Consider the following 26,234-nt stretch of genomic DNA (forward strand, 5'->3'; position numbering starts at 1 on the left):
TCAACTAACGCTCCTGCTGGTGAGTGGGGCTCGGGAAGCTGCCCGTCTGGCCGGTGCCGGCCTGACGACCCTGTGCGATGCCCCGACGGAGATTGGTCAGCCGGCCGCGTACGTCGTCGGGCGCACGCGAGACCTGCGGACCGCTCTGGTGCTGTTGCTGCTGAGCCGTGCCCGGGACGAGGTTCGCCCTGGGCACCCGGCGCGGCAGGCCGGAGGTGGTGACGCCGCCCGCCGCCGGCTGCCGGACGCGCTCGGCCTGCCGGACGAGTTCGTCGTTCGGCGAGGTGCGCCAGGCGGAGGTGGCGGGACGCTGGGGGTTGGCGGGAGCCGGGGCGGTGGGGGGCGCTTCCGGGGCCTGCGGCTGCTGGGGCTGCTGCGGCGCGGCCTGCTGGTCCGCCTGCTGCTGCCGCTCACCGCGGAACCAGTTGGTCTCCAGGGTGTCGAACAGCGGCGTCCTGCCGTCGCCGGGACCCGCCGGCGGCAGCGCCCACTCGTCGCCGGGCGCGCGGCCCGCCTCGGGCTGCTGCGGGGCCGGCGGACGCGGAGCGCCGAAGTCGGCGGGACCGGACGCCTGGGGCCGCTCGAACTGGCCGGTGGACGACGGGTCCTGACGGGCCGGCAGCGCGTGCCCGCCCGTGGCGGAACCGTCGTGACCGGGCTGCGCGAACTGCCCCGTCGAGCCGTCGTCGTAGCCCTGGGGGGCGTTGAACTGGCCGGTGGAGCTGGTGTCGTAGCCCTGCGGGGCGGCGAACTGCCCCGTGGAGCCGTTGTCGTAGTGCTGCGGTGCGTCGAACTGGCCCGTGGAGCCGTTGTCGTAGCCCTGCGGCGCCGCGAACTGTCCGGTGTCCGCAGGGTTGCCCTGGCCGAAGCCGGGGCCGCCCTGCTGCGCGGGGTTCTGCGGGGTCTGCGCCGGGCCGAAGATGTCCGAGCGGACGAACGCGCCCGGGTTCTGCCCGCCCTGGGCGCCCTGGTCCGGGAACTGACCCGCGGACCGGCCGCCGTCGGCGTCCTGGCGCGGCGCCTCGAAGCCGGGGCGGGCGTAGGTCCCGGTGTCCGCCGGGCCGGGGCCCTGGCGGCTGTCGGGGCCGGGGAGCACCGGCATCTCGGCCGTGGCGGCCGGACCCCGGTGGTCCTCGATCCGCGGCATGCGGGAGGTCTGCGCCTGCTCCGCCTCGTCGTGGCCGCGCGGGGTGTCGGGTGCGCCGGGACCGGCGTTCTCGTTGCCCCAGCTCGGGGTGCGCGGCTGCGGGTTGCCGCCCGGCAGCTCCGCGCGCGGACCACCGCGCGACGGCAGCTGCGGCTGCCTGCCCTGCTCGCCGCCGTTCGGCCGGCGCGGCGGCAGCACGCCGCGTCCGCCGCCGAAGGCGTCCGGCCGCTCCCCGCCGAAGGCGTCCTGCCGGTTGCCGCTCTGCTGCCCCTCGCCGAAGCCCTGGCGGTTGCCGCCCTGACGGCCGTCGTCGAAGCCCTGCGGAGCGCCGGTGCGGGTGTCGTCGCCGAAGCCGCCCTGCCGGTTCCCCGACTGCTGTCCGTCGCCGAAGCCCTGGCGTCCGCCGCCGAAGACGTCCTGCCGGGCGCCGCCCTGCTGTCCGTCGCCGAAGCCCTGCGGCGCGCCCTGCGCCCGGCCGCCGAAGCCGGACCCGGCGCCCGCCGGTTCCGGACGGCCCTGCTGGGGCAGTCCGGGACCCTGCTGGCCCTGGCCCTGGCCCTGCTGACCTTGCTGGCCCTGCGGTCCGCGTGCTCCGCCCGCAGCGCCGGGGCCGCCCTGGCGGCCACCCGTGCCGGGCAGCGCCGCCCGCGGACCCTGGCCCGCGCCGACCTGGCCGCGCTGGGCGCCGGGGCCGAGCCGGTTCGCACCGCCCGGCGCGCCCGCGCCGAGCGGACCGCCGCCCGCCTGACCGCTCTGGCGCCGCGCCGCCGCCGCGCCCGCGGCAGCGGCGGCAGCCGCCGGACCGCCCACGGACGGACCGCCGGCCTTGCCGGGGGCCGGCTTCTTGCCGCCCTGGGCGACGTCCACCGGCAGCATGACGAGGGCCGTCGTACCGCCCGAGTCGGAGGGGCGCAGCTGGATGCGGATGCCGTGCCGCTGCGACAGCCGGCCGACCACGAAGAGGCCCATGCGGCGGGAGACGGAGACGTCCACGGTGGGCGGCGAGGCCAGCCGCTCGTTGATCGCGGCCAGGTCCTCGGGGGAGAGGCCGATGCCGGTGTCGTGGATCTCGATCAGGACCCGGCCGTCCGGCAGCGCGTGACCGGTGACCTTGACCTTGGTCTGCGGGGAGGAGAACGAGGTCGCGTTCTCCAGCAGCTCGGCGAGCAGGTGGACGAGGTCGTTGACGACGCGTCCGGCGACCTCGGTGGTCGGCACCGAGGCCAGCTCGATGCGCTCGTACTGCTCCACCTCGGAGGCGGCGGCGCGCAGCACGTCGACCAGCGGGACCGGGCGGGTCCAGCGGCGGCCCGGCTCCTCACCGGCGAGGACGAGGAGGTTCTCGCCGTTGCGGCGCATACGGGTGGCGAGGTGGTCGAGCTTGAACAGCGAGGAGAGCTGGTCCGGGTCGGCCTCGCGGGACTCCAGTTCGGAGATCAGCGACAGCTGGCGCTGGATCAGGCCCTGGGAGCGGCGCGAGAGGTTGGTGAACATCGCGTTGACGTTGCCCCGCAGCAGGGCCTGCTCGGCGGCGAGGCGGACCGCCTCGCGGTGCACCTCGTCGAAGGCCGCGGCCACCTGGCCGATCTCGTCCCGGGAGTGCACACCGACCGACTCCACGGAGGTGTCGACGTCCTGCGGGTCGGACTCGGACAGCTGCTTGACCAGCTCGGGCAGGCGGTCCTGGGCGACCTTGGTCGCGGTCTCCTGGAGCCGGCGCAGCGAGCGGATCATGGAGCGGGCCACGACGAAGGCGCCGACCAGCGACACACCGAGGACGAGCAGGATCAGCGCACCGGAGATGATGGCGTCGCGCTCGGTGGCACTGCGCAGCGAGCGGGCCTTCTGCTCCATCTCCTCCAGCAGCGTGTGCTCGATCTTCTTCATCTGCTCGATCTTCGTCGAGCTGTCGTCCACCCAGTCGCGGTAGGAGCGCTTGCTCTGCTGGGCCAGACCGGTGGAGCTGTCCAGGGCGCGCTTGGCGTAGGTGTCCGCCGACTGGATCGTCGGGTTGCCCTCCTCCATGGGCTTGATCAGCTCTTCCGCGCCGTCGCCGTAGATGTTGCGGAAGCTGTTGATCTCGGAGGTCTGGCTGTCCAGCGCCGACTGGGCGTACAGCCGGTCGTTCTCGGCGAGGTTGCCCGCGGAGGTGTTGTTCGCGGGCAGCGCGGCGGCGATGACGGCGCGCTGGACGGAGGCGTACTCCTTGGCGGAGGAGAACGCGGACAGCGCGCGGGTGCGCTGGATCATCTCCGGGTTGCTGGTCGCCTCGGCCATGTCCTGGGAGAGGCTGAGCAGCTCGGTGATGAGCCGGTGGTAGGCCTCGACGGTCTGGGTCGAGTTCCGGTCGTGCGCGTAGGCCGTCTTGCGGATGGAACCGAGGTGGTTCAGCTCGCTGGCGAGGCCGACCAGGGTCTCGCGCACGCCCTGGAGGTTGCCGCCCTTGCTGGCGCTGTCGATCTCCTCGGAGGCGGCCAGGAAGACCTCGGTGGCCCGGTCGGTCTTGTCCCGGAAGCCCTTGACGGTGATGGCGCTGGCGCTGGAGGGGTGCGACAGCGGACCGGCGGACTGGTCGCGCTCCTCCTGGAGCGCGGCGGCCAGTTCGGTGGCCTGCTTGGTCATGTCCGTCAGCAGCTTCATGTTGTCGAGCTGCTGGATGTCGTCCAGGTTCTGGTCGATGCGCAGTGCGCCGAGGGTGGTCGCCGCGATCACGGGGAGGGCCAGCAGCGACACCAGGCGGGTGGAGATGCGCCAGTTGCGCAGGGCCACGCGCGAGCCGGGCCCGACGGGGGCCGGGGTCTTGGCGGACCTGTCGCTCTTCCCGGACTTCCCGGACTTCCCAGACTTCGCGGACTTGCCGGCCGGGGCGGGGCCGCCGGGGTGCGGCGCGGTCGGGGAGGCACCCGCGCCGGGGCGCGCGGAGCTGTCACCGGACGGGGCCGGGCCCTGGTTCTGGGCGTGCGGGGGCGTGGAACCGACGGCCTTGGGGCCAGTCCCGCCCTGCGGCTCCGGCTCCGCCGAAGCGCTGCCATCCCTCTTGAAACGTCCCTGCACTAGCGTCGCAACCTCTGGACCAGGCGCCCTCCCACGCGAGCGGGAAGGCGGTGTCGGCGTCGTGGGAAGCGCCCTGAAAACGCTCCCCGGTGGTCGTGAGTGACCGGCGCTGGTTCCCCCTTCTCGCCGCCCACTCGGCGCTGCGTTGCGCCCCCTGCGCGCCGGCTCGATCCCGCGGCGGTCCGTGGCATTCCAGCACAGTGCAGGATCTCCAACAAGGCATGTGGGCCAGCCCGTGACCTCTGTGACAGCGCGTGAGGACCGAGTTACGAGATGTGGAAAGCGGTACCCCGCATACCGGGCATATCTCTACGAGCCGCTGGGTCGCCACAGGTGTCCCAGTCGCCATGATCGGGAGCGGAATGGTGGCTTCAGTGGCCTTATGTCCGATTCGGCGGAGCAAGATCCGGTCGGTAATTGTCCGGATTGTGGATCACGCCGTGAGCAAACTCACATGGAGATCACGGTCTCTTCCCGTCCTCGGCCGGGAATCGCGCGTTTAGCCTGACGCTTTACATAAGGCGTGCAACTGCCCACCCGCGCCCGCGCGGGGGTCCTGAGGCCCTCCAGGCGCCTGTCCACGACAAGGTCTGCTACCACCGTGAAGACGACGATGATGTTCCGCAACATAGCCAACCCCCGACGCACCACGCTGGCGCACCTGGAGGACGCCGAAGCGCTGGAGACGCCGGAGGCGCCGGAGCACCCCGTGACCCTCCCCGCGCAGACCGCCAACCCGCGGCGCACCGTCCTCATGGAGATGCCGGTGGCGGCCGCGGTCGCGGAGTAGACCCGGCGGGCACCGCCCGCACCCGCTCGCACGGCCGTACGCCGAAGGGGCACCCCACGCCGAAGGGGGTGCCCCTTCGGCGTACCCGCGCCACCGGTGCGCGAGGCGCGGGCCGGTGGCCGCGTTAGCCTGGAGCGTCAGACTCCCGCCAGCTCAGTCAAGGGGCCAAGCAACCCGTGCGCATCGCCAGGTTCTCCATCGACGGGAACGTCGCCTTCGGCGCGGTCGAGGGCGACCAGCCGGACCAGCTCGTCCTCGACATCATCAAGGGCATCCCGTTCGCGGACTTCGAGCTCTCCGGCACCAAGGTGCCGCTGAGCAAGGTGCGGCTGCTGCCCCCGGTGCTGCCCAGCAAGGTCGTCGCCTTCGGCCGCAACTACGCCGAGCACGCCGGCGAACTCGGCAACGAGGTGCCCGAGGCGCCGTTCGCCTTCTTCAAGCCGTCCACCTCCGTGACCGGCCCCGGCGACCCGGTCCCGTACCCCTCCTTCACGCAGGAACTGCACCACGAGGCGGAGCTCGCCGTCGTCATCGGCCGCATGTGCCGCGAGGTGCCGCGCGAGCGCGTCAAGGACGTGATCTTCGGCTACACCTGCGCCAACGACATCACCGCCCGCGACGTCCAGCGCCGCGAGAAGCAGTGGGCGCGCGCCAAGGGCTTCGACGGCTCATGCCCGCTGGGCCCCTGGGTGGAGACCGGCATCGACCTGGAGCGGGCGGGCGACCTGACCGTCCAGCTCACGGTCAACGGCGAACAGCGCCAGCTCGGCCGCACCAGCGAGATGATCCACCCCATCGCGGATCTGATCGTCAACATCTCCGAGGCCATGACGCTGCTCCCCGGCGACGTGATCCTCACGGGCACCCCCGCGGGGGTCGGCCCCCTCAGCGTCGGCGACGACGTCGCCGTCACCATCGAAGGCATCGGCACTCTCACCAACAAGGTTGTCCAGCGTGGCTAGCGCATCAGGCTCCCCCGTCCGCGTCCGTTTCTGCCCCTCGCCCACCGGTAACCCCCACGTGGGCCTGGTCCGCACCGCCCTGTTCAACTGGGCGTTCGCCCGGCACCACCAGGGCACCCTGGTCTTCCGCATCGAGGACACCGACGCGGCCCGCGACTCCGAGGAGTCCTACGAGCAGCTGCTCGACGCGATGCGCTGGCTGGGCTTCGACTGGGACGAGGGCCCCGAGGTCGGCGGCCCGCACGCGCCCTACCGCCAGTCGCAGCGCATGGACATCTACGCCGACGTCGCCGCCAGGCTCCTGGACGCCGGCCACGCCTACCGCTGCTACTGCTCCCAGGAGGAGCTGGACAGCCGCCGCGAGGCCGCCCGCGCCGCCGGCAAGCCCTCCGGCTACGACGGCCACTGCCGCGACCTGAGCGCCGAGCAGGTCCGGGCGTACGAGGCCGAGGGCCGCGCCCCGATCGTCCGCTTCCGCATGCCCGACGAGCCGATCACCTTCGACGACCTGGTCCGCGGCGAGATCACCTACCTGCCGGAGAACGTCCCGGACTACGGCATCGTCCGCGCCAACGGCGCCCCGCTCTACACGCTCGTCAACCCGGTCGACGACGCCCTGATGGAGATCACCCACGTCCTGCGCGGCGAGGACCTGCTCTCCTCCACCCCGCGCCAGATCGCCCTGTACAAGGCGCTCACCGAGCTGGGCATCGCGAAGACCACCCCCGAGTTCGGCCACCTGCCCTACGTCATGGGCGAGGGCAACAAGAAGCTCTCCAAGCGCGACCCGCAGTCCTCGCTGAACCTCTACCGCGAGCGCGGCTTCCTGCCCGAGGGCCTGCTCAACTACCTCTCCCTGCTGGGCTGGTCGCTCTCCGCCGACCAGGACATCTTCGGCATCGAGGAGATGGTCGCCGCCTTCGACGTCAAGGACGTCAACCCCAACCCGGCGCGCTTCGACCTCAAGAAGTGCGAGGCGATCAACGCCGACCACATCCGCCTGCTCGACGTGAAGGACTTCACCGAGCGCTGCGCCCCCTGGCTGAAGGCCCCGGTCGCCCCCTGGGCGCCCGAGGACTTCGACGAGGACAAGTGGCAGGCGATCGCGCCGCACGCGCAGACCCGGCTGAAGGTCCTCTCCGAGATCACCGACAACGTCGACTTCCTCTTCCTGCCGGAGCCGGTCCTGGACGAGGCGAGCTGGGCCAAGGCCATGAAGGAGGGCTCGGACGCCCTGCTGCGCACGGCCCGCGAGAAGCTGGACGCGGCCGACTGGTCCTCCGCGGAGTCCCTCAAGGAGGCCGTCCTGGCCGCCGGCGAGGCGCACGGCCTCAAGCTCGGCAAGGCCCAGGCGCCCGTCCGCGTCGCCGTGACCGGCCGCACGGTCGGCCTGCCCCTCTTCGAGTCCCTCGAGGTCCTGGGCAAGGAGAAGACGCTGGCCCGCGTCGACGCGGCGCTGGCCCGGCTGGCCGCCCGGTAGACCCGTGTGAGGGGCGGCACCCGGAGCGACCGGGTGCCGCCCCTTCGTGCTGCCCTCCCGCGTGCTGCCCGGCGGCGGTACCGTCGGTCCCATGGCGATCAGAGCGGTCCTGTGGGACGTCGACGACACCCTCTTCGACTACACCTCGGCCGACCGGGCCGGGATGCGGGCGCACCTGGTCGCCGAACGGCTGATGGACGGGTACGGCACCGTGGACGCGGCGCTGGCGCACTGGCGGCGGATCACCGACGCGCAGTGGGCGCGCTTCGCGGCGGGGGAGACGACCTTCGAGGGGCAGCGCCGGGACCGGGTGCGGGTCTTCCTGGACCGCCCGGAGCTGACCGACCCCGAGGCCGAGGCGTGGTTCGCGCGCTACCTGGGGCACTACGAGGGCGCCTGGGCCCTCTTCCCGGACGTGCTGCCCGCCCTGGACGCCCTCGCCGCCAGCCACCGGCACGCGGTGCTCTCCAACTCCAGTCTGCACGTGCAGGAGCGCAAGCTGCGGGTCCTCGGGGTGCGCGACCGCTTCGAGGCGGTGCTGTGCGCGGCCGAGCTGGGGCTGTCCAAACCGGCCGCCGGCGCCTTCCACGCGGCCTGCGAGGCGCTGGACCTCCCGCCGCACCAGGTCGTCTACGTCGGCGACCACCCGGAGATCGACGCGCGGGGCGCCGTCGACGCCGGGCTGCCGGCCGTGTGGATCGACCGCGTCGGCGCGCCCGGCGGCGCCCCGGCGCAGCCGGGCGCGCACCGGATCGCCTCCCTGTCCGAACTCCCCGCGGTGCTCGGCGCGGATACCCGTTTTGGAGCCCCGTCCACCTTCAGGTAATGTTCTTCCTGCGCCGCGGGGAGCGGGCCGGAAGGCCGGAAGCCCGAGGCGCACTACTAGAACAAGAACCCCATCGGGGCTTGCGTTCCAGTGGCCTATGGTGTAATTGGCAGCACGACTGATTCTGGTTCAGTTAGTCTTGGTTCGAGTCCAGGTAGGCCAGCTCGCAGATGCTTCAATCTGCACCCGCGGATCTCATCCGCGAGCCCCCGTTGTGTAGCGGCCTAGCACGCTGCCCTCTCAAGGCAGTAGCGCCGGTTCGAATCCGGTCGGGGGTACAGATCCTTCCCGCGAGGACGGCCAGGGTAGCTCCCACCGACTTCGATGCAGGATCGCTAGGGCCCCCGTTGTGTAGCGGCCTAGCACGCCGCCCTCTCAAGGCGGTAGCGCCGGTTCGAATCCGGTCGGGGGTACTGACTGGTCTAAACCATCATTGGTCTATGGTGTAATTGGCAGCACGACTGATTCTGGTTCAGTTAGTCTTGGTTCGAGTCCAGGTAGACCAGCTCGGACCTGCGGCGGCTCAGTATGAAACGCTTGCAGTGTCCAGGCCCCCGTTGTGTAGCGGCCTAGCACGCCGCCCTCTCAAGGCGGTAGCGCCGGTTCGAATCCGGTCGGGGGTACAAGATCGGCAAGGGCCCTCCCTCGGGAGGGCCCTTCGTCGTGTCCGCGCCGTCCCGGCTCACTTGCCGTCGAACCGGCGGCGCGACTCCTCGTTCTCCGCCAGCCGCCGCAGGCTCAGCACCACCGGCTCGTACAGCACGGTCAGCGCCACCGCGGCCTCCACCTGCTCGTCCGGCGTCCCGTACCGCTCCACCAGATCCAGGTCCGCCACGGCGATCCGATCCATCGAGCGGGCGTAGGGCTCCAAGTCGTCGGTGTCGCAGGGGTAGCCGAGGCGGGAGAGCGTGGCGATGGCGGTGACCAGCATCGCGTACGCCGGGGCGGCCGGCGCCTCGGCGGGCGTCTGGCCGGACGCGTCGGCGTAGCCCCAGCCCATCCGCTCCATGAGCGCGCCGGCGGTCCGCCGGGCCGTCTCGGTGGCCGGGTCGTCCTCGTCGGGCGCCGGGCCGTGCGGCAGCGCCCACACGGCGGTGCCCAGGCGCTGGTTGCGGTCCAGGTCCTCGTCGGCCAGGACGGCGAGGACGTCGCGGGCCGACTTCACCGGGATCCGCCCCACCTGGATCAGGGCGCGGACCAGCCGCAGCTTGCGCAGGTGCTCCTCGTCGTACTCCGCCTCGGTGGCCGTGACCCGGCGGCCGGGCGGCAGCAGTCCTTCGCGCAGGTAGTACTTGATCGTCGCCCGGGAGACCCCGCTACGTGCGCTCAGCTCCGCCAGTCGCATGCGTGCCGTGACCTTCCCTGCTGGTGTTGCATATTGGAGAGTGCCACGATCCAATCATAGATAGCATTGCTATCCAGTGGGTCGGTGGAAGGAAGTGGGGAACCGCTCATGAGCGACAAGCCGATCGAAGGGCGCATGACCGCCGAGGGCGAGGACGAGGTGGTGGTCTTCCTCATCGGGATGAGGATCAACGACTTCTCCGCGGTGCGCAGTTGGTGGCCGGTGGCCCGTGCCATGCGGCCGATGCTCCAGGAGCTGCGGGAGGACCGGGCGGCCGGGCTCCTCGGCAGCAAGACCATGATGGGCGGGCCGCGCGAGATCTACCTCGTGCAGTACTGGGAGTCCAAGGAGAAGCTCCTCGCCTACGCCGCGGCGCCGGACCGCAACCACCACCCGGCCTGGGCCGCCTTCAACCGCCGGCTGCGCGAGGGGAACGGCAAGGTCGGCTTCTGGCACGAGACCTTCGTCGTCCCGGCGGGCGCCCACGAGGCGATCTACATCAACATGCCCGCGTACGGCCTGGGCCGGGCCACCGGGGTCATCCCGGTCGGCCGCCGGGGCGAGCGCGCGGGCGACCGCCTGCGGACCGTCTGAGGCGTGCCCGTGGGCGCTCGCAGGACGCCGGAGGGTGCTCGCGCGGCCCTTGGGGGCGGTCGCGGGGCGCTCACGGGCGGGTCGCGGGACGCTCTTGGGCGGGTCGCGGGGTGCCGGAGCCGGGCCCGAGGGGGGCTGGTGCGGGAGGGGGCCGGTGAGGCTGCCGTGACCGGTGGGACGGGGGTGGCCGGGCAGGGGAGCCGGGCGCGGACGGGGGGCGCCGGACGAGGACAGCGAGAGGGCCGGTCGGCGAAGGGCCGACCGGCCCGTGGGCTGGTGGGGCTGGTGGGGCGTCCGGGGCCGCGGGGGCGGGCCCGGGAGCGGGTCGTGCGGGGTCCGGGGGAGGGCCTGCCGCGGCGTTGAGGCCGGCCCTGCCCGAGGGACCCGGAAAGCGGGAGGTGTCAGCCGGTGCGGCGCAGCGCCTCGGAGAGGCGGCCGGCGGCGTCGATGACGGCCTGGGCGTGCATCCGGCCCGGGTGGCGCGTCAGACGCTCGATGGGACCGGAGACGGAGACCGCGGCGACCACGCGGTTGGACGGGCCGCGCACCGGCGCGGAGACCGAGGCGACGCCCGGCTCGCGCTCGCCGATGGACTGGGCCCAGCCCCGGCGCCGTACACCCGAGAGGGCGGTCGCGGTGAAGCGGGCGCCCTGGAGCCCGCGGTGCAGCCGCTCCGGCTCCTCCCAGGCCATCAGGACCTGGGCCGACGAGCCCGCCTTCATGGTCAGCGTGGAACCGACCGGGACCGTGTCCCGCAGTCCGGACAGCCGCTCGGCGGCCGCCACGCAGATCCGCATGTCGCCCTGGCGGCGGTAGAGCTGCGCGCTCTCGCCCGTGACGTCGCGCAGATGCGTGAGGACCGGGCCCGCGGTGGCGAGGAGGCGGTCCTCGCCGGCCGCCGCCGCCAGCTCCGCGAGGCGGGGGCCGAGAATGAAACGGCCCTGCATGTCACGGGCCACCATGCGGTGGTGCTCCAGGGCCACGGCCAGCCGGTGGGCCGTGGGTCGTGCCAGTCCGGTCGCCGCGACCAGACCCGCGAGGGTGGCCGGACCGGACTCCAGGGCGCCAAGGACAAGGGCTGCCTTGTCCAGGACGCCGACGCCGCTACTGTTGTCCATGAAACGATACTCCCGTCTCACTCTGTGAAACGCAAGTTCAATTTTCCGTGGAACACGCCACCCTGGAAGACACAGCGGCCCGTGGACCGGCGGGCCCGGCGGCGGCTGCCCTGAGGGGGAAAGCGGGGGCCGCCACCTCGGATCTCTAGTTGGGCCGGCGCCGTGCGCCAGGCCGAAGGGAAAGCGATGGGTAGGACACTGGCGGAGAAGGTCTGGGACGACCACGTCGTCCGGCGCGCCGAGGGCGAGCCCGACCTCCTCTTCATCGATCTGCACCTGCTGCACGAGGTGACCAGCCCGCAGGCCTTCGACGGCCTCCGCAAGAGCGGCCGCGGGGTGCGCCGGCTCGACCTGACCATCGCCACCGAGGACCACAACACCCCGACCCTCGACATCGACAAGCCCATCGCGGACCCGGTCTCCCGCGCCCAGCTGGAGACCCTGCGCAAGAACTGCGCCGACTTCGGCGTCCGCCTGCACCCGCTGGGCGACGTCGAGCAGGGCGTCGTGCACGTGGTCGGCCCCCAGCTCGGCCTGACCCAGCCCGGCACCACCGTGGTCTGCGGCGACTCGCACACCTCCACGCACGGCGCCTTCGGCGCCCTCGCGTTCGGCATCGGCACCTCCCAGGTGGAGCACGTGCTGGCCACCCAGACGCTGCCGCTGGCCCGCCCCAGAACCATGGCGATCACCGTCGAGGGCGAACTGCCCGAGGGCGTCACCGCCAAGGACCTGATTCTGGCGATCATCGCCCGCATCGGCACCGGCGGCGGCCAGGGCTACATCCTGGAGTACCGCGGCTCCGCCATCGAGAAGCTCTCGATGGAGGCCCGCATGACCATCTGCAACATGTCGATCGAGGCCGGCGCCCGCGCGGGCATGATCGCCCCCGACGAGACCACCTTCGCCTACCTGGAGGGCCGCCCGCACGCCCCCGAGGGCGCGGACTGGGACGCGGCGGTCGCCTACTGGAAGACGCTGCGCACGGACGACGACGCCGAGTTCGACGCCGAGGTCGTCATCGACGCCGCCGAGCTGTCGCCGTTCGTCACCTGGGGCACCAACCCGGGCCAGGGCGCCCCGCTTTCGGCGGCCGTCCCCGACCCGGCCTCGTACGAAGACGCCTCGGAGCGCCTGGCCGCCGAAAAGGCCCTGGAGTACATGGGGTTGGACGCCGGGCAGCCGCTGCGCTCCATCGCCGTGGACACCGTCTTCGTAGGTTCCTGCACCAACGGCCGCATCGAGGACCTGCGCGCCGCCGCCGGCATCGTCCGGGGCCGCAAAGTCGCCGAGGGCGTACGGATGCTGGTCGTGCCGGGCTCGGCCCGGGTGGGCCTCCAGGCCGTCTCCGAGGGTCTGGACGTGGTCTTCAAGGAGGCCGGCGCCGAATGGCGGCACGCGGGCTGCTCCATGTGCCTGGGCATGAACCCGGACCAGCTGGCCCCCGGCGAGCGCTCCGCCTCCACCTCCAACCGCAACTTCGAGGGCAGGCAGGGCAAGGGCGGCCGCACCCATCTGGTGTCGCCGCAGGTCGCCGCCGCCACCGCGGTCCTGGGCCACCTGGCCTCCCCGGCCGACCTGTCCGACGCCGACGTCCGCACGCCCGCTGGAGTCTGATCAGCCATGGAAGCATTCACCACGCACACCGGCCGGGCCGTCCCGCTGCGCCGCGGCAACGTCGACACCGACCAGATCATCCCCGCCCACTGGCTCAAGAAGGTGACCCGGGACGGCTTCGAGGACGGGCTCTTCGAGGCCTGGCGCAAGGACCCCGAGTTCGTGCTCAACCGCCCCGAGCGGCAGGGCGCCACGGTCCTGGTCGCCGGCCCGGACTTCGGCACCGGCTCCTCCCGCGAGCACGCCGTCTGGGCGCTCCAGAACTACGGCTTCAAGACCGTGATCTCCTCCCGTTTCGCCGACATCTTCCGGGGCAACTCGCTGAAGAACGGGCTGCTCACCGTGGTCCTGGAGCAGCAGACCGTGGACGCGCTGTGGGAGCTCACGGAGCAGGACCCCACCGCCGAGATCACCGTCGACCTCCAGGCCCGCGAGGTGCGCGCCGAGGGGATCACCGCCTCCTTCGAGCTGGACGAGAACTCCCGCTGGCGGCTGCTGAACGGCCTGGACGACATCTCGATCACCCTCCAGAACGAGGACGACATCGCCGCGTACGAGGCGAAGCGTCCGTCGTTCAAGCCGCGGACCCTCCAGGTGTGACCTGACAAGTCGAGTTTCGGCCACCACGAAACGCCGCTGTACCCCCGATCGCCACGATCGGGGGTACAGCTGTTTCCGGATCCTTCCCGCCCGGCGGGCCGCCGTGCGTGAGGCCAACTTCCCAGGTTAGGACGGTTGTTGCCGGGGTACTCGCCAGTCACAAAGCCGACCGGCCGGCACGCCAGAAGGCCCTCCGGAGGCGGCAGTTGCCCCCTGCGCAGGCGACAACTCGCCCCAGATGGCACAATCTGTGCATGGACAACGACGGCCAACTCGAGCTCTATACGGCGGTCGCGGTCCAACTCAAGGAAGCGCACGCAAGAGTGCGCGCACTGCAAGTCCCGGAGGGCGTACGGATGGCGCTGACCCGGAAGCTGCTGGTCATTACGGCCGCGGCCAAGCACGATCTCGCCGGTGCGGCAAGGCGTCTGGAGCGGTTCACCGCCGATCTCGACGCGGGCCGAATCCCCGGCGGGGAAGGCTGAACAGCCCGAGACCGCCGAGTCCGTTGCGGCACAAGGGTGATTAGCCCGTTTCGTGTTTGATTTGCGGTATATATCTGCCTAACGTGCGAAAAAGCTTGAACACTTTCGTTCCGGCCAGGTCTCCGAAGGGGAAGACGTGAACAAGGCGCAGCTCGTAGAAGCGATTGCCGACAAGATGGGTGGCCGGCAGCAGGCCGCCGACGCCGTCGACGCGGTACTGGACGCCATCGTCCGCGCGGTCGTCGCGGGAGACCGGGTCTCGGTCACCGGCTTCGGGTCCTTCGAGAAGGTGGACCGCCCGGCCCGCTACGCCCGCAACCCGCAGACGGGTGAGCGGGTGCGGGTCAAGAAGACCTCCGTGCCCCGCTTCCGGGCCGGTCAGGGCTTCAAGGACCTGGTGAGCGGCTCCAAGAAGCTGCCGAAGAACGACATCGCGGTGAAGAAGGCCCCCAAGGGCAGCCTGTCCGGCCCGCCCGCCACCATCGCCAAGGCGGTCGGCAAGAAGGCCGCGGCGAAGAAGACCACCACGGCGGCGAAGAAGGCCGCCGCGAAGAAGGCCACGACGGCGAAGACGACCGCGGCCAAGAAGACGACGACCGCCGCGACGAAGAAGACCACGGCGGCCGCCAAGAAGGCCACGGCCGCGAGCACCGCCAAGAAGACCGCCGCCAAGAAGGCCCCGGCGAAGAAGGCGACCGCGAAGAAGGCCCCGGCCAAGAAGTCGACCGCCCGCAAGACCGCCGCGAAGAAGACCGCCCGCAGCAAGTAGGCGCCGCAGGCATCACAGGTACCGCAGGCATCACGGGCACCACGGGTATTCACGCGCCGGGCCGGGCTCCCACGGGAGCCCGGCCCGCGGCGTGCCGTCCGCGTGTGCGGCGAGGTCAGAACGTCTGAAGCGTCACGAGGGTGATCCGGCGCGCGTCGCCCTCGCCCTCGGTCTCGATCCGCACCCGCTGCCCCGGGCGCAGCAGCCGCAGCCCGCCCGCGTCGAAGGCCGGGGCGCCGAACGGCACCGGTGTGCCGTCGTCCAGGAGCACCTGCCCGCTGCGGCTCACGGGGTCGTACGTGTATGCGGTGGCCTGCATGGGGAGCAGCCTACTGCCCGGTCCCGGCGCCCGCCCGGCGGTCTCACGGCCCGGGGATCAGCAGCCGTGCCGCCGCACGGGCCGTCCGGGGGCCCACGCCGAGGGCCAGGGCCGCGCGCAGGTCGTCGCCGGTGTCCACGTCCTGGCGTACGGAATCCACCGCGTCCGGCCCGAGTTCCACCGCACCGGATTCCCGGTGGCGCAGCCGCGAACCGGTGCCGAAAGCCGGACGCAATTCCCGGTCGGCCCCGACGGCGAGCAGTGTGGTGCCGATACCGGCCGCGTCCGCGAGGAATGCGCGCGGGAATCGGGCCGCGGCGCTCAGCACCCGGGCGAGTTCCGCCGGCCGCAGCGCCGGGAGATCCGCGTTCAGGGCGGCCACCGGCCCGCCGCCCGCCGCCCGTACGGCCGCCGCACCGTGCGCCAGCGCGGCGTTCAGACCGGCCCGCGGGGTGTCGGGGACGATCCGCGCACCCAGCGCGGCCAGCTCCCGCGCGGCCAGCGCGTCGTCCGTGACGACCGCCACACCCGCGACCTCGGCGCAGGCCAGCGCCGCCGCCACGGTGTCCTGGGCGAAGGCGAGGGCCAGCTGCGGGCGCACCCCGTCGTGAGCGGTGTCCGAGAGCCTGCTCTTGGCCCGCGCCAGGGGTTTCAGGGGGATCACCAGGGTCCACTGCACGGGCGTTCGTCCCTCTCTTCGTCGCGGACATTCTCTCCGGCCCCTCGGGTGCCGCGCAGGCCGGGGCGTACGGTGTCCCTCGACAGACCGGCGGCCTGGGGCGACACTTGTGCGGCCCCCCGGCCCACATGTCAGCCCAAGAGGGACCAAGAGGAAGGTGTTCGTGTGCCCCGCCGCAGAATCGGCTTCTGGTACCGCTTCGCAGCGGTGATCTGCAAACCGCCACTGATGGTTCTGATCAAGCGGGACTGGCGCGGAATGGAGAACATGCCGGCCGAGGGTGGATTCATCACGGCGGTGAACCACAATTCCTACGTCGACCCCTTCGCCTACGCCCACTTCCAGTACAACACCGGACGCGTCCCGCGATTCCTCGCCAAGAGCGGGCTTTTCAAGAAGGGATTCATCGGCGCCGCCATGCGCGGTACCGGGCAGATCCCCGTGTACCGGGAGAGCACGGACGCGCTGAGCGCCTTCCGCGCCGCGATCGACGCCGTGGAGCGCGGCGAGTGCGTCGCCTTCTACCCCGAGGGCACCCTCACCCGCGACCCCGACGGCTGGCCGATGACCGGCAAGACCGGCGCCGCCCGGGTCGCCCTCCAGACCAGGTGCCCGGTGATCCCCGTGGCCCAGTGGGGCGTGAACGAACTCCTGCCGCCCTACGCCAAGAAGCCGGACATCCTGCCGCGCAAGACGCACCGCGTGCTGGCCGGACCGCCGGTGGACCTCTCGGAGTTCTACGACCGGGAGATGACCCCGGAGGTGCTGAAGGAGGCGACCGCGGTCATCATGGCCGCCGTCACCCGCCAGCTGGAGCTGGTCCGCGGCGAGAAGGCCCCCGCCGTGCCCTACGACCCGCGCCGCGAGCGGATCGAGCAGCGCCGCAGGACCCAGCGGCAGACACAGGAGCGGACCCGCTCCCGGAGCGAACGCAGCGACCGGATCGGCCGGAGCGACCAGAACGACCGGAGCGACCGGAACGGCCGGGACGAGCGCGGCGGCCGGTCCGGCGAGGCGCACCGGCAGGTGCAGGAAGAGGGGCAGGGCACGTGAGCAAGCCGGACCGGCCGGTCAGGGCGGCCGTCCTCGGCACCGGATCGTGGGGGACCGCCTTCGCCGTGGTCCTCGCCGACGCCGGCTGCGAGGTCACCCTGTGGGCCCGCCGCGCCGAGGTGGCCGAGGCGGTCAACTCCACCCGGACCAATCCGGACTACCTGCCCGGCATCGAACTCCCGGCCGCCGTACGGGCCACCACGGACCCCGCCGAGGCCGTCCGCGACGCCGACTTCACCGTGCTCGCCATCCCCTCCCAGACCCTGCGCGCCAATCTCGCCGAGTGGCTGCCGCTGCTCGCCCCGGACACCGTCCTGGTCTCCCTGATGAAGGGGATCGAACTGGGCTCGGCGATGCGCATGAGCGAGGTCGTCGAGGACGTCACCAAGGTCGGCCCGGACCGGATCGCCGTGGTCACCGGCCCCAACCTCGCCCGGGAGATCGCCGCCCGCAGGCCCGCCGCCGCCGTGGTGGCCTGCACCGACGACGCCGTCGCCCGGCGCCTCCAGGCCGCCTGCCACACGCCCTACTTCCGGCCGTACACCAACACCGACGTGATCGGCTGCGAACTGGGCGGCGCCGTCAAGAACGTGATCGGCCTGGCCGTGGGCATCGCGGACGGCATGGGGCTCGGCGACAACGCCAAGGGCTCGCTCATCACGCGCGGCCTCGCCGAGACCACCCGCCTGGGCATGGCCCTGGGCGCCGACCCGCTGACCTTCTCCGGTCTCGCCGGGCTCGGCGACCTGGTCGCCACCTGCTCCTCGCCGCTGTCGCGCAACCACACCTTCGGCACCAACCTCGGCAAGGGCATGACGCTCCAGGAGACCGTCGCGGTCACCCGGCAGACCGCCGAGGGCGTCAAGTCGTGCCGGTCGGTGCTCGATCTGGCCCGGCGGCACGGCGTCGACATGCCGCTCACCGAGACCGTCGTCGGCATCGTGCACGAAGGCAAATCCCCGCTGACCGCCCTCAAGGAGCTGATGTCGCGCAGCGCGAAGCCGGAACGACGCTGAGCGACCCGCGTTTCCCACGCTGCCCCGGGGCTCTGCCAGCGGGTACGCTCATCGCGATATGAGCACCGAGAACCTCCCCCAGAGCCCTGAGCAGCCGCCGCGCAAGCCGCGGGTGGCCGTCGTCTGCGGTGGTCGCAGCTCCGAACACGGGATCTCCGTGGTCACCGCCGGTGCGGTGCTGCGCGCCATCGACCGGAGCAAGTACGAGGTCCTGCCGATCGGCATCACCCGCGACGGCCGCTGGGCCCTGACCGCGGACGACCCGGACCGCATGGCGATCACCGAGCGGCGTACGCCCAGCGTCGACGACCTGGCCGAGTCCGGCGAGGGCGGTGTGGTGCTCCCGGTCGACCCCGGCAACCGCGAAGTCGTCTACAGCGAGCCCGGTTCGGTGCCCAAGGCGCTCGGCGAGGTCGACGTCGTCTTCCCGGTGCTGCACGGCCCCTACGGCGAGGACGGCACCCTCCAGGGCCTGCTGGAGCTGTCCGGTGTGCCCTATGTCGGCTCGGGCGTGCTCGCCTCGGCCGTCGGCCAGGACAAGGAGTACATGAAGCGGGTGTTCACCTCGTTCGGGCTCAAGGTCGGCCCGTACGTGGTGATCCGGCCGCGCGAGTGGGAGCGGGACGCCCCGGCGGCCCGGAAGAAGATCGTGGACTTCGCGGGCGAGCACGGCTGGCCGCTGTTCGTGAAGCCCGCCCGCGCCGGTTCCTCCATCGGCATCACCAAGGTCGACGACCTCTCCGGCCTGGACGAGGCCGTCGAGGAGGCCCGGCGCCACGACCCGAAGGTGCTCGTGGAGGCCGCGGTGCGCGGCCGGGAGATCGAGTGCGGGGTGCTGGAGTTCGAGGACGGCCCGCGCGCCTCCGTGCCCGCCGAGATCCCGCCGCCGCAGGAGCACGCGTACTACGACTTCGAGGCCAAGTACATCGACTCCACGCCCGGCGTCGTGCCGGCCCCGCTCACCGAGGAGCAGACCGCCGAGGTGCGGCGGCTCGCGGTCGAGGCGTTCGAGGCGGCCTCCTGCGAGGGACTGGTCCGCGCGGACTTCTTCCTCGGCGAGGACGGCGAGTTCGTGATCAACGAGATCAACACCATGCCCGGCTTCACGCCGATCTCGATGTACCCGAAGATGTGGCAGGCCACCGGCGTCTCCTACGAGGAACTGGTGGACCGCCTGATCCAGGCGGCCCTGGACCGCTCCACCGGCCTGCGCTGAGCGCGGCGGGAGCGTCCGCAAGCGGCCGAACCCAGGACAGGTGCTAGTCGGCGATCCCTTCGGGGATCGCCTTCTTCACGGCCGGGGCGAGGTGCACCAGGGGCGCCGCCCCGTGGCCGGTGCGGCTCGCGGGCAGGCTGACCTCCACGTACGCCCTGCGCAGCGTGGTGGTGAAGCGGAAGGAGCCGTCGGCCTGCTTCTCCAGGAGCCAGCCGACCCCGTCGACCTCGGCGCCGTCGGCGTCGGGGTCGTTCATCGCGGCGGGCCGGGGCACCCCGCAGCGCAGTATGATCGCCGGGCTTCCCCAGCCCGCGGTGAGCGCCGACGCGGGCCGGGGGTCCGTGCGGCTCAGCCCGTCCACCTTCTGCGGCAGTGCTCTGTCCAGGTCCCCGCACAGCTTCGCGACCGCCGGGTCCGGGCTGGGAACCGCAGCGGTGGCACTGTCGTCGCTTGAGGAACAGCCCGCCGCGGCGATCAACGCGGCGAGGACGACGGGCAGACCGGTGTGCCGGTGGCGGAAGGAACTCACCGGCCCAGGGTAGACGGGGGCTACAGATGCACGACCGGGCAGGTCAGGGTGCGCGTGATGCCCTCCACTTGCTGCACCTTGGCGACCACCATGCGGCCCAGGGCGTCGACGGTGTCGGCCTGTGCGCGCACGATGACGTCGTACGGACCGGTCACGTCCTCGGCCTGGATCACACCGGGCAGCCGGCCGATCGTCTCGGCGACGGTCGACGCCTTGCCGACCTCGGTCTGGATCAGGATGTACGCCTGTACCACGGAACCTCCAGGGCGACCACGAGGATCATGTGGGGAAAAGGAACGCCACGGTATCGCGTCGCCGAACGCCGCGGGGAGACCCGGGACCGACGTGGCCCGCGCGCCGGGGTGCGGGTAGGACTGAGGTTGACGGTCACCTCGACCGTAGCGAGACCCGCGCGGACGCGCGAGCGGGGACGCGACCAGGAACGCACAGGGACAGAAGGGGCGTAAGGGCCATGAAGGGCACTGTTGGTGAGCTCGGGGAGTTCGGGCTCATCAGGGAGCTCACCTCCCGTCTCACCACCACCCCGGCGGTCCGGGTCGGACCCGGCGACGACGCCGCGGTGGTCGCCGCCCCCGACCGCAGGGTCGTGGCGAGCACCGACATACTCCTGGAGGGCCGGCACTTCCGCCGGGACTGGTCCACGGCCTACGACGTGGGCCGCAAGGCGGCCGCCCAGAACCTCGCCGACATCGCCGCCATGGGCGCCGTGCCGACCGCCCTGCTGCTCGGCCTGGTCGTCCCCGCCGAACTGCCGGTCACCTGGCCCACCGAGATGATGGACGGGCTGCGCGACGAGTGCCAGGTCGCGGGCGCCTCCGTGGTCGGCGGCGACGTGGTCCGCGGCGACACGATCATGGTGTCCATCACGGCCCTCGGCGATCTGCGCAACCACGAACCGGTGACCCGGGCCGGCGCCCAGCCCGGCGACCGCGTCGCCGTCACCGGCTGGCTGGGCTGGTCCGCCGCCGGATTCGCCGTGCTCTCCCGCGGTTTCCGCTCCCCGCGCGCCTTCGTCGAGGCCCACCGCAGGCCCGAACCGCCCTACCACGCGGGCCCCGCGGCGGCCGGGCTCGGCGCCACCGCGATGTGCGACGTCAGCGACGGACTCATCGCCGACCTCGGGCACATCGCGGAGGCCAGCAAGGTCCGCATCGACGTCCGGTCCGGCGCCATCGACATCCCCTCGCAGATGAACGACATCGGGCAGGCCGTCGGTGTCGACCCGCTCCAGTGGGTGCTGACCGGGGGAGAGGACCACGCGATCGTGGCGACCTTCCCCCCGGACGTGAAGCTGCCGGCCCGCTGGAAGGTGATCGGCGAGGTGCTCAACCCCTCGGCCCTGCCCCAGGTCACGGTCGACGGCGCCCCCTGGACCAGGAAGGGCGGCTGGGACCACTTCGGGGACATCGAGTCATGAGCACCGCACCCGCGCCCGCGCCCGGCTCCGCACCCGCACCCGCACCCGGCACCGCATCCGCGCCCGGTCCGCGCCCCGCCCCGCCCCGCGTCCTCACCGTCGCCGGGTCCGACTCCGGCGGCGGCGCCGGCATCCAGGCCGACCTGAAGACGATGCTCGCCCTCGGCGTGCACGGCATGAGCGTGCTCACCGCGGTGACCGCGCAGAACTCGCTCGGTGTGCAGGGCGCCTGGGAACTGCCCGTGGAGGCGGTCCGCGCCCAGTACCGCAGCGTCGTCGACGACATCGGCGTCCAGGCCGTCAAGACCGGCATGCTGGCCTCGGCGGAACTGGTGGAGGCGGTCGCCGCGTTGCTCGCCGGGACCGCTGCCCCGGTGGTCGTCGACCCGGTGGGCGTCTCCAAGCACGGCGACCCGCTGCTGGCCGCCTCCGCCCTGGAGTCGGTGCGCACCGCGCTGCTGCCCACCGCCACCGTCGCCACCCCCAACCTCGACGAGGTGGCCCAACTGACCGGCGTCGAGGTCACGTCCGAGGACGGTCTGCGCGAGGCCGCGCACGCCGTCCTGGAGTACGGCCCCGCCTGGGTGCTGATCAAGGGCGGCCACCTGGCCGGGGACGCCGTGGACCTGCTCACCGACGGCTCCGCCGAGCACTGGCTGCGCGCCCCGCGCCTCGACAACCGGCACACCCACGGCACCGGCTGCACCCTCGCCTCCGCCATCGCCTCGTACCTGGCGCTCGGCCGGTCCGTGCCCGAGGCGGTGACGGCCGCCAAGACCTATGTCACCGGGGCGATCGCCGCCGGGTTCGCGCTCGGCGGCGGGATCGGCCCGGTGGACCACGCCTGGACCTTCCGGGAGCCTCACGCCGCCGGGTAGCCGGGCAGGTCGATCGCGGTGGCCGCCTTCTCCGAGAGCCGCTTGAAGAAGCCGGCCAGCAGCCGCGAGCCGAGCAGCCGGTACATCCGGTCCCGGCTGCGGATGCGCCGCTCGGTCGGCGGGGCGAAGAACGGGCCCGCGTTGGCGGAAGTCTTCTGGCAGCCCTTGGCGAAGCCCTCGATCCGGCGCTCGTACGCGGGAAACGCCACCCGGTGGTCGCCGCCCGCCAGGGCCAGTTCACCGGCCAGCACATACGCGCCGACCACCGCCACGCCCGTCCCCATGCCGCCCATGGTGGCGCCGTACCCGGCGTCCCCGATCAGCGCCACCCGCCCCCGGGTCAGCCGGTCCACGTGGATCTGGGCGATGGCGTCGAAGTACAGCTCGTCGGTGTCCTGGAGCGCCGCCAGCACCTGCGGAGTCCGCCAGCCCATGCCCGCGAACCGCTCGGCCAGGATCCGCTTCTGCGCGGCCACGTCCCGCCGGTCGTACTCCAGCTCCTCGGACCGGAAGACCAGCAGGGCACCGGCGCGCTCCGGGTCCCCGTCGTAGTTGCCGACGGCGACCGCGCGGCCCGGCTCGCTGTAGACGAGGCCGCGGCGGCACAGCCCCAGGTCGTTGGGGACCGGGAAACCGGCCACGTAGTGGTCGTGGAAGCGCAGATGGCGCGACTCGTCGCCGAACACCAGCCGACGGGTGTGCGAGTGCAGTCCGTCCGCGCCGACGACCAGGTCGAAGCGGCGCGGCGGGCCCTGCTCGAAGGCGGCCTCGACACCGTCCGCGGTCTCGGTGAGCGCGGCGATCGAGTCGCCGAAGACGTACTCGGCGCGGTCCCGGGTGCGCTCGTACATGATCTGCGCCAGCTCGCCGCGGAAGATCTCCACGTCGCCGCTCATCATCTCGGCGGGCAGGTCCACGCGCGCGGTGCCGTCGGCGTCGACGACGGTCTGCCGGCCCATGTGCGTCTGGCGGGCGTGGATCTCGTCCCAGATGCCCATCTCGGTGAGCACCCGGCGGTGCACATGGCCGCGGAAGTCCACGGGGAAGCCGCCGCCGCGCAGGGCGGGCGCCTTCTCCACGACGGTGACCCGGGCGCCGTGGCGCAGCAGGTTCAGGGCGAGGGCCGGACCGGCGACACCGGCACCGGAGACGAGCACGTGCAGGTGGGCGAGGGCGGGAGCGTTCTTCGGGTTCGTCATGGCCACAGCCTCGGCGGCGGCGCTGACCGTCCGCCTACCGTCCGCTGACCGCCGCCGCCCGCAGCCGCAGGCCCCGCTCGAAGGCCGCCGCGTACGCCTCGGGCGTCAGCCGCTCCCGCACCGCCCGCACGGTCCGTACGACATCGGGGTCCCCCTCGGGGCGGGCGCCCCGCAGCCCCGCCCCGGCGCCGAGCAGTTCGGCGGCCCGCTCCGGGCAGGGCGCGACCTGGGCCAGCGCCTCGGCGGCCTCGGCGAGTTCGAGGACGCCGGGACCGTCCGCGGCGGCGGAGGCGGCCTGCCGGAACCAGTCGCGGGCCTCCTCCTCCCGTCCCTCGGCGGCGGCCGTGCGCCCCAGCCCGATGAGGATCCGCACGACTTCGCCGACGCTGAACCAGGTCGCGGCGCACTCCTGGAGGGCCTGCTCGTAGTGCACGCGCGCGCGTGCCGTGGCCCCGGACAGCCGGGCCGCGTCGCCCAGGCCGCGCCGCGCGCCCGCCACCTTGTCGGCGGCCCCGGCACCGCGGGCCAGTTCCAGCGCCTGCCCGAACCCGGCCGCCGCCTCGTCCGCGCGGCCCGGATCCAGACCCAGCAGCACGGTGGCCCGGCTGCGCAGCAGATCGGAGGTCTCCTCGGGCGCGGCCAGCTCCCGTACGTGCACGAGACCCTCGTCCAGCAGCTCCAGCGCGTGTGCGCCCTGCCCGCGCAGTTGGGCGTGCAGGCCCAGCAGGTCCAGGCAGTTGGCCATGCCCCAGCGGTCGCCCGCCGCCCGGAAGCCCTTCAGCGCCCGGGAGACCAGCTCCCGCGACCCGTCGGCCTCTCCCGCGAACTGCTTCTGATAGGCGAGCCCCATGTCCAGCAGGGCGCGCGTCCACGGGTCCTCGCCCGCGTGGGCCAGGGCCCGCTCGGTGGCGGCCGGCCGGGGCCCGGCCACCACCGACCACAGGACGAGCAGGTACGGCAGCCTGAGCGGACCCGCGCAGCCGTCCAGAAGGCCGTCCACGCGCGCGTGCAGCCGCTCGTCGGCCACCGGGTCGCCGCCGTCACCGGAGAGCGCGTTCAGCGCGCAGACGACGTACTCCTCCGTCAGGCCCGGCGGCGGCGTCCCGCCCACCGCGGCCAGCAGCGCGCGGGCCGCCGGCACCTGCTCGCCGTGCAGCCCGCGCAGCCGCCAGAACCACGACAGCAGCGCCATCAGACGCAGCGCGCCCGCCGGGTCCCGGCCGGTCAGATGCCGCAGCGCCGCGTCCAGGTCGGCGTGCTCGGCCGCCAGCCGCTCCAGCCAGGGCAACTGCCCGGCGCCGCGCAGACAGGGCTCCGCCCGCTCGGCCAGCTCCAGGAAGTACGCGGCGTGCGCGTCCCGCAGCCCGGCCGGCCCGGTGTGCTCCCCGCCCGCCGCGGCGTGCTCGGCGGCGAACGCGCGGATCGTCTCCAGCATCCGGTAGCGCCCGCCGGACACGTCGAGGAACGACTTCTCCACCAGCGAGGCCAGCAGGTCCTGCGGGTGCGGCACCGCGCACACCGCCCGTACGGCCTCCTCCGTGGCGCCGCCGCAGAACACGCTGAGCCGCGCGGCCAGCTGCCGTTCCCCGGCGTCCAGCAGGTCCCAGCTCCACTCCACGACGGCCCGCAGCGTGCGGTGGCGCGGTGCCTTGGTGCGGTCGCCGCGGGAGAGCAGCCCGAACCGGTCGTCCAGGCGGTCGGCCAGCTCCTCCGGTTCCAGCGTCCGCAGCCGCGCCGCCGCCAGCTCGATGGCCAGCGGCAGCCCGTCCAGGGCGCGGCAGACGTCCGGCACGCGCGCGTGCCCGGTGAAGCCCGGCCGTACGGCCCGCGCCCGGTCCAGGAACAGGCGCTCGGCCGGTCCCGGCGGCAGCGCCGCCACCGTGACCAGCACCTCACCGGTGATGCCGAGCGCCTCCCGGCCGGTGGCGAGGATCCGCACACCCGGGCAGTGGCCCAGCAGCAGCCCGGCGATCCGGGCCGCGTCCTCCACCAGGTGCTCGCAGTTGTCCAGGACCAGCAGCAGTTCCCGGTCCTCCAGGGCGCTCAGCAGCCGGTCGGTGACATCGGCGGCCGGGGCGCGGAACCCCTCGCGTATCCCGAGGGCCGTCAGCACGGCGTACGGGATCCGGGCGCCGTCGGCCAGCGGCGCCAGCTCGACCAGACAGGCCCCGCCGTGGGTCCGGGCCGCCTCGACGGCGAGCCGGGTCTTGCCCGCCCCGCCGGGCCCGGTGAGCGTGACCAGGCGGGATCCGGGGTCGGCGAGGTGCGCGGCGATGGCGGCCAGTTCGGCGTCCCGGCCGACGAACCGGGTCAGCTGCGCGGGCAGCGCGGGCGGCCGGGAGCCCGGCTCCCGGCCCCGCAGCAGCTCCAGGTGGAGCGCGGCCAGCTCCGGCGACGGGTCGGCGCCCAGCTCGTCGGCGAGGGCGCGCCGGGCCTCCTCGTACACGGTGAGGGCCTCGGCGGGCCGCCCGGCCGCGTGCAGGGCCCGCATCAGCAGGGCGTGCAGCCGTTCGCTCAGCGGGTGCCGGGCCAGCAGCGCGCGCAGCTCGGGCACGAGCGCGGAGCCGCCGCCGAGCGCGAGTTCCGCCTCGATCCGGTCCTGCGCGGCGGCCGCCCGCAGTTCTTCGAGGCGGGCCGTCTCGGCGTGCGCGTCCGGCAGATCGGGCAGGGCCGGGCCGCGCCACAGGTCCAGCGCCTCGCGCAGCACGGCGGCGGCGTGAGCGGGATCACCCGCGGCGAGGGCCGCCCGGCCCTCCTCGGCCAGCCGCGCGAAGCGGTGCGCGTCGACGGAGTCGGGGTCGGCGGCGATCCGGTAACCGGCCGCCGTCGCCTCCACGGGCGGGTGCGGGCCCAGGCGCCTGCGCAGCCGCGAGATCTGCGACTGGAGGGCGTTGGCCGCCCCGGCGGGCGGCTCGGCGCCGTAGAGCCCGTCGGTCAGCCGGTCCGTGCCGACCGTGCGCCCGGCCGCCAGGAGCAGCAGGGTGAGCAGCGCCCGGGGGCGCGGGCCGCCGGGGTCGACGGGGGTGCCGTCGTCGGTGCGGATGTCCAGCGGACCCAGGATGCCGAAGCGCATTCCCCGGATTCTGGCAGGTGGCGGGCGCGCGAGGGGGCGGCACCGGT

At 73.2% G+C, this 26,234-nt stretch carries 23 protein-coding genes and 5 tRNA genes; 19 read left to right on the forward strand and 9 right to left on the reverse strand.

Going from position 1 to position 26,234, the window contains the following annotated elements:
* Nucleotides 1–4: 4 nt before the first annotated feature.
* Complete coding sequence (locus R4Z62_RS24160; RefSeq protein ID WP_491520868.1) at nt 5–4,201, reverse strand: sensor histidine kinase; 4,197 nt, start codon at nt 4,199–4,201, stop codon at nt 5–7.
* A 601-nt stretch (nt 4,202–4,802) separates the two neighbouring features.
* Between R4Z62_RS24160 and R4Z62_RS24165 the strand changes: the two genes are divergently transcribed.
* The 9 genes from R4Z62_RS24165 (at nt 4,803) to R4Z62_RS24205 (ending at nt 8,882) form a co-directional block, all read left to right on the forward strand.
* A complete protein-coding gene (locus R4Z62_RS24165; protein WP_037888769.1) occupies nt 4,803–4,991 on the forward strand; it encodes a hypothetical protein in 189 nt (62 codons plus the stop codon).
* Between the two features lie 176 nt (nt 4,992–5,167).
* Nucleotides 5,168–5,953 carry a fumarylacetoacetate hydrolase family protein gene (locus tag R4Z62_RS24170; RefSeq protein ID WP_064535434.1) on the forward strand — a complete coding sequence of 262 codons (786 nt, stop codon included), beginning with the start codon at nt 5,168–5,170 and terminating at the stop codon, nt 5,951–5,953.
* Entirely contained in the window at nt 5,946–7,433 is a 1,488-nt protein-coding gene (gene gltX / locus R4Z62_RS24175; protein WP_079159079.1) for a glutamate--tRNA ligase, read from the forward strand. The genes R4Z62_RS24170 and gltX overlap by 8 nt, the downstream gene beginning before the upstream one ends.
* Before the next feature lie 91 nt (nt 7,434–7,524).
* Nucleotides 7,525–8,259 carry an HAD family hydrolase gene (locus R4Z62_RS24180; protein ID WP_385499334.1) on the forward strand — a complete coding sequence of 245 codons (735 nt, stop codon included), beginning with the start codon at nt 7,525–7,527 and terminating at the stop codon, nt 8,257–8,259.
* Between the two features lie 91 nt (nt 8,260–8,350).
* Nucleotides 8,351–8,422, forward strand: a tRNA-Gln gene (locus R4Z62_RS24185).
* Between the two features lie 42 nt (nt 8,423–8,464).
* Nucleotides 8,465–8,537: transfer RNA gene (locus tag R4Z62_RS24190), tRNA-Glu, on the forward strand.
* A gap of 62 nt (nt 8,538–8,599) precedes the next feature.
* Nucleotides 8,600–8,672, forward strand: a tRNA-Glu gene (locus R4Z62_RS24195).
* A gap of 21 nt (nt 8,673–8,693) precedes the next feature.
* Nucleotides 8,694–8,765: transfer RNA gene (locus R4Z62_RS24200), tRNA-Gln, on the forward strand.
* A 44-nt stretch (nt 8,766–8,809) separates the two neighbouring features.
* A tRNA-Glu gene (locus R4Z62_RS24205) sits at nt 8,810–8,882 on the forward strand.
* Between the two features lie 59 nt (nt 8,883–8,941).
* Here the strand turns inward: R4Z62_RS24205 and R4Z62_RS24210 are convergent.
* Nucleotides 8,942–9,604, reverse strand: coding sequence for a MerR family transcriptional regulator (locus R4Z62_RS24210; protein WP_064535436.1), 663 nt, complete (start codon nt 9,602–9,604; stop codon nt 8,942–8,944).
* A 108-nt stretch (nt 9,605–9,712) separates the two neighbouring features.
* Here R4Z62_RS24210 and R4Z62_RS24215 point away from each other — a divergent pair, with 108 nt between their 5' ends.
* On the forward strand, nt 9,713–10,198 hold the full coding sequence (locus R4Z62_RS24215; RefSeq protein WP_173860894.1) for a DUF4188 domain-containing protein: 486 nt from the start codon (nt 9,713–9,715) through the stop codon (nt 10,196–10,198).
* Between the two features lie 401 nt (nt 10,199–10,599).
* Here the strand turns inward: R4Z62_RS24215 and ndgR are convergent, their stop codons facing one another.
* Nucleotides 10,600–11,316 carry an IclR family transcriptional regulator NdgR gene (gene ndgR, locus R4Z62_RS24220; protein WP_018567903.1) on the reverse strand — a complete coding sequence of 239 codons (717 nt, stop codon included), beginning with the start codon at nt 11,314–11,316 and terminating at the stop codon, nt 10,600–10,602.
* Between the two features lie 186 nt (nt 11,317–11,502).
* Between ndgR and leuC the strand changes: the two genes are divergently transcribed.
* The 4 genes from leuC to R4Z62_RS24240 all read left to right on the forward strand — a co-directional run bounded on the left by leuC (nt 11,503) and on the right by R4Z62_RS24240 (nt 14,787).
* Nucleotides 11,503–12,933: a 3-isopropylmalate dehydratase large subunit gene (leuC, locus tag R4Z62_RS24225; protein ID WP_064535437.1), complete on the forward strand. Its 1,431-nt coding sequence runs from the start codon at nt 11,503–11,505 to the stop codon at nt 12,931–12,933.
* Between the two features lie 6 nt (nt 12,934–12,939).
* Complete coding sequence (gene leuD, locus R4Z62_RS24230) at nt 12,940–13,533, forward strand: 3-isopropylmalate dehydratase small subunit (RefSeq protein ID WP_491520869.1); 594 nt, start codon at nt 12,940–12,942, stop codon at nt 13,531–13,533.
* A 254-nt stretch (nt 13,534–13,787) separates the two neighbouring features.
* The gene (locus R4Z62_RS24235; RefSeq protein WP_064535439.1) at nt 13,788–14,018 is read left to right on the forward strand and encodes an SCO5555 family protein; all 231 of its coding nucleotides are present in this window, start codon (nt 13,788–13,790) and stop codon (nt 14,016–14,018) included.
* A 136-nt stretch (nt 14,019–14,154) separates the two neighbouring features.
* The gene (locus R4Z62_RS24240) at nt 14,155–14,787 is read left to right on the forward strand and encodes an HU family DNA-binding protein (RefSeq protein WP_491520870.1); all 633 of its coding nucleotides are present in this window, start codon (nt 14,155–14,157) and stop codon (nt 14,785–14,787) included.
* A 115-nt stretch (nt 14,788–14,902) separates the two neighbouring features.
* Here the strand turns inward: R4Z62_RS24240 and R4Z62_RS24245 are convergent, their stop codons facing one another.
* Both R4Z62_RS24245 and cofC read right to left on the reverse strand, forming a co-directional pair.
* Nucleotides 14,903–15,106 carry a hypothetical protein gene (locus R4Z62_RS24245; RefSeq protein WP_491520871.1) on the reverse strand — a complete coding sequence of 68 codons (204 nt, stop codon included), beginning with the start codon at nt 15,104–15,106 and terminating at the stop codon, nt 14,903–14,905.
* A gap of 43 nt (nt 15,107–15,149) precedes the next feature.
* Complete coding sequence (cofC, locus tag R4Z62_RS24250) at nt 15,150–15,785, reverse strand: 2-phospho-L-lactate guanylyltransferase (protein ID WP_355484409.1); 636 nt, start codon at nt 15,783–15,785, stop codon at nt 15,150–15,152.
* A 165-nt stretch (nt 15,786–15,950) separates the two neighbouring features.
* Between cofC and R4Z62_RS24255 the strand changes: the two genes are divergently transcribed.
* Genes R4Z62_RS24255 through R4Z62_RS24265 form a run of 3 tightly spaced genes read left to right on the forward strand, consistent with a single transcriptional unit; the run spans nt 15,951 to nt 19,070 of the window.
* Complete coding sequence (locus R4Z62_RS24255; RefSeq protein WP_491520872.1) at nt 15,951–16,838, forward strand: lysophospholipid acyltransferase family protein; 888 nt, start codon at nt 15,951–15,953, stop codon at nt 16,836–16,838.
* Nucleotides 16,835–17,854: an NAD(P)H-dependent glycerol-3-phosphate dehydrogenase gene (locus R4Z62_RS24260; protein ID WP_491520873.1), complete on the forward strand. Its 1,020-nt coding sequence runs from the start codon at nt 16,835–16,837 to the stop codon at nt 17,852–17,854. The genes R4Z62_RS24255 and R4Z62_RS24260 overlap by 4 nt, the downstream gene beginning before the upstream one ends.
* A gap of 58 nt (nt 17,855–17,912) precedes the next feature.
* Nucleotides 17,913–19,070, forward strand: coding sequence for a D-alanine--D-alanine ligase family protein (locus tag R4Z62_RS24265; RefSeq protein WP_064535445.1), 1,158 nt, complete (start codon nt 17,913–17,915; stop codon nt 19,068–19,070).
* A gap of 43 nt (nt 19,071–19,113) precedes the next feature.
* Here R4Z62_RS24265 and R4Z62_RS24270 read toward each other — a convergent pair whose 3' ends face one another.
* On the reverse strand, nt 19,114–19,599 hold the full coding sequence (locus tag R4Z62_RS24270; protein WP_064535446.1) for a DUF3515 domain-containing protein: 486 nt from the start codon (nt 19,597–19,599) through the stop codon (nt 19,114–19,116).
* A 20-nt stretch (nt 19,600–19,619) separates the two neighbouring features.
* Nucleotides 19,620–19,853 (reverse strand): Lrp/AsnC family transcriptional regulator, encoded by a 234-nt coding sequence (locus R4Z62_RS24275; RefSeq protein ID WP_018567914.1) that lies wholly within the window; start codon nt 19,851–19,853, stop codon nt 19,620–19,622.
* 218 nt (nt 19,854–20,071) lie between these two features.
* On the opposite strand from R4Z62_RS24275, the gene R4Z62_RS24280 reads away from it, so the two are divergent.
* Both R4Z62_RS24280 and thiD read left to right on the forward strand, forming a co-directional pair.
* Nucleotides 20,072–21,037 carry a thiamine-phosphate kinase gene (locus R4Z62_RS24280; RefSeq protein WP_018567915.1) on the forward strand — a complete coding sequence of 322 codons (966 nt, stop codon included), beginning with the start codon at nt 20,072–20,074 and terminating at the stop codon, nt 21,035–21,037.
* Nucleotides 21,034–21,915, forward strand: coding sequence for a bifunctional hydroxymethylpyrimidine kinase/phosphomethylpyrimidine kinase (gene thiD, locus R4Z62_RS24285; protein ID WP_491520874.1), 882 nt, complete (start codon nt 21,034–21,036; stop codon nt 21,913–21,915). The genes R4Z62_RS24280 and thiD overlap by 4 nt, the downstream gene beginning before the upstream one ends.
* Here the strand turns inward: thiD and R4Z62_RS24290 are convergent.
* The gene (locus R4Z62_RS24290; protein ID WP_491520875.1) at nt 21,900–23,114 is read right to left on the reverse strand and encodes an FAD-dependent monooxygenase; all 1,215 of its coding nucleotides are present in this window, start codon (nt 23,112–23,114) and stop codon (nt 21,900–21,902) included. The genes thiD and R4Z62_RS24290 overlap by 16 nt on opposite strands.
* Before the next feature lie 34 nt (nt 23,115–23,148).
* The gene (locus R4Z62_RS24295) at nt 23,149–26,187 is read right to left on the reverse strand and encodes an AfsR/SARP family transcriptional regulator (RefSeq protein WP_491520876.1); all 3,039 of its coding nucleotides are present in this window, start codon (nt 26,185–26,187) and stop codon (nt 23,149–23,151) included.
* Between the last annotated feature and the right edge of the window lie 47 nt (nt 26,188–26,234).

Source organism: Streptomyces sp. PL-25 (assembly GCF_058344915.1).

What these genes read in the sequence shown, in the direction of transcription:
- R4Z62_RS24180 (WP_385499334.1), top strand. Translation starts at nt 7,525, where the DNA reads ATGGCGATCAGAGCGGTCCTGTGGGACGTCGACGACACCCTCTTCGAC.
- R4Z62_RS24210 (WP_064535436.1), bottom strand. Translation starts at nt 9,604, where the DNA reads ATGCGACTGGCGGAGCTGAGCGCACGTAGCGGGGTCTCCCGGGCGACG.
- R4Z62_RS24215 (WP_173860894.1), top strand. Translation starts at nt 9,713, where the DNA reads ATGAGCGACAAGCCGATCGAAGGGCGCATGACCGCCGAGGGCGAGGAC.
- ndgR (WP_018567903.1), bottom strand. Translation starts at nt 11,316, where the DNA reads ATGGACAACAGTAGCGGCGTCGGCGTCCTGGACAAGGCAGCCCTTGTC.
- leuC (WP_064535437.1), top strand. Translation starts at nt 11,503, where the DNA reads ATGGGTAGGACACTGGCGGAGAAGGTCTGGGACGACCACGTCGTCCGG.
- leuD (WP_491520869.1), top strand. Translation starts at nt 12,940, where the DNA reads ATGGAAGCATTCACCACGCACACCGGCCGGGCCGTCCCGCTGCGCCGC.
- R4Z62_RS24235 (WP_064535439.1), top strand. Translation starts at nt 13,788, where the DNA reads ATGGACAACGACGGCCAACTCGAGCTCTATACGGCGGTCGCGGTCCAA.
- R4Z62_RS24245 (WP_491520871.1), bottom strand. Translation starts at nt 15,106, where the DNA reads ATGCAGGCCACCGCATACACGTACGACCCCGTGAGCCGCAGCGGGCAG.
- R4Z62_RS24265 (WP_064535445.1), top strand. Translation starts at nt 17,913, where the DNA reads ATGAGCACCGAGAACCTCCCCCAGAGCCCTGAGCAGCCGCCGCGCAAG.
- R4Z62_RS24280 (WP_018567915.1), top strand. Translation starts at nt 20,072, where the DNA reads ATGAAGGGCACTGTTGGTGAGCTCGGGGAGTTCGGGCTCATCAGGGAG.
- thiD (WP_491520874.1), top strand. Translation starts at nt 21,034, where the DNA reads ATGAGCACCGCACCCGCGCCCGCGCCCGGCTCCGCACCCGCACCCGCA.
- R4Z62_RS24290 (WP_491520875.1), bottom strand. Translation starts at nt 23,114, where the DNA reads ATGACGAACCCGAAGAACGCTCCCGCCCTCGCCCACCTGCACGTGCTC.
- R4Z62_RS24295 (WP_491520876.1), bottom strand. Translation starts at nt 26,187, where the DNA reads ATGCGCTTCGGCATCCTGGGTCCGCTGGACATCCGCACCGACGACGGC.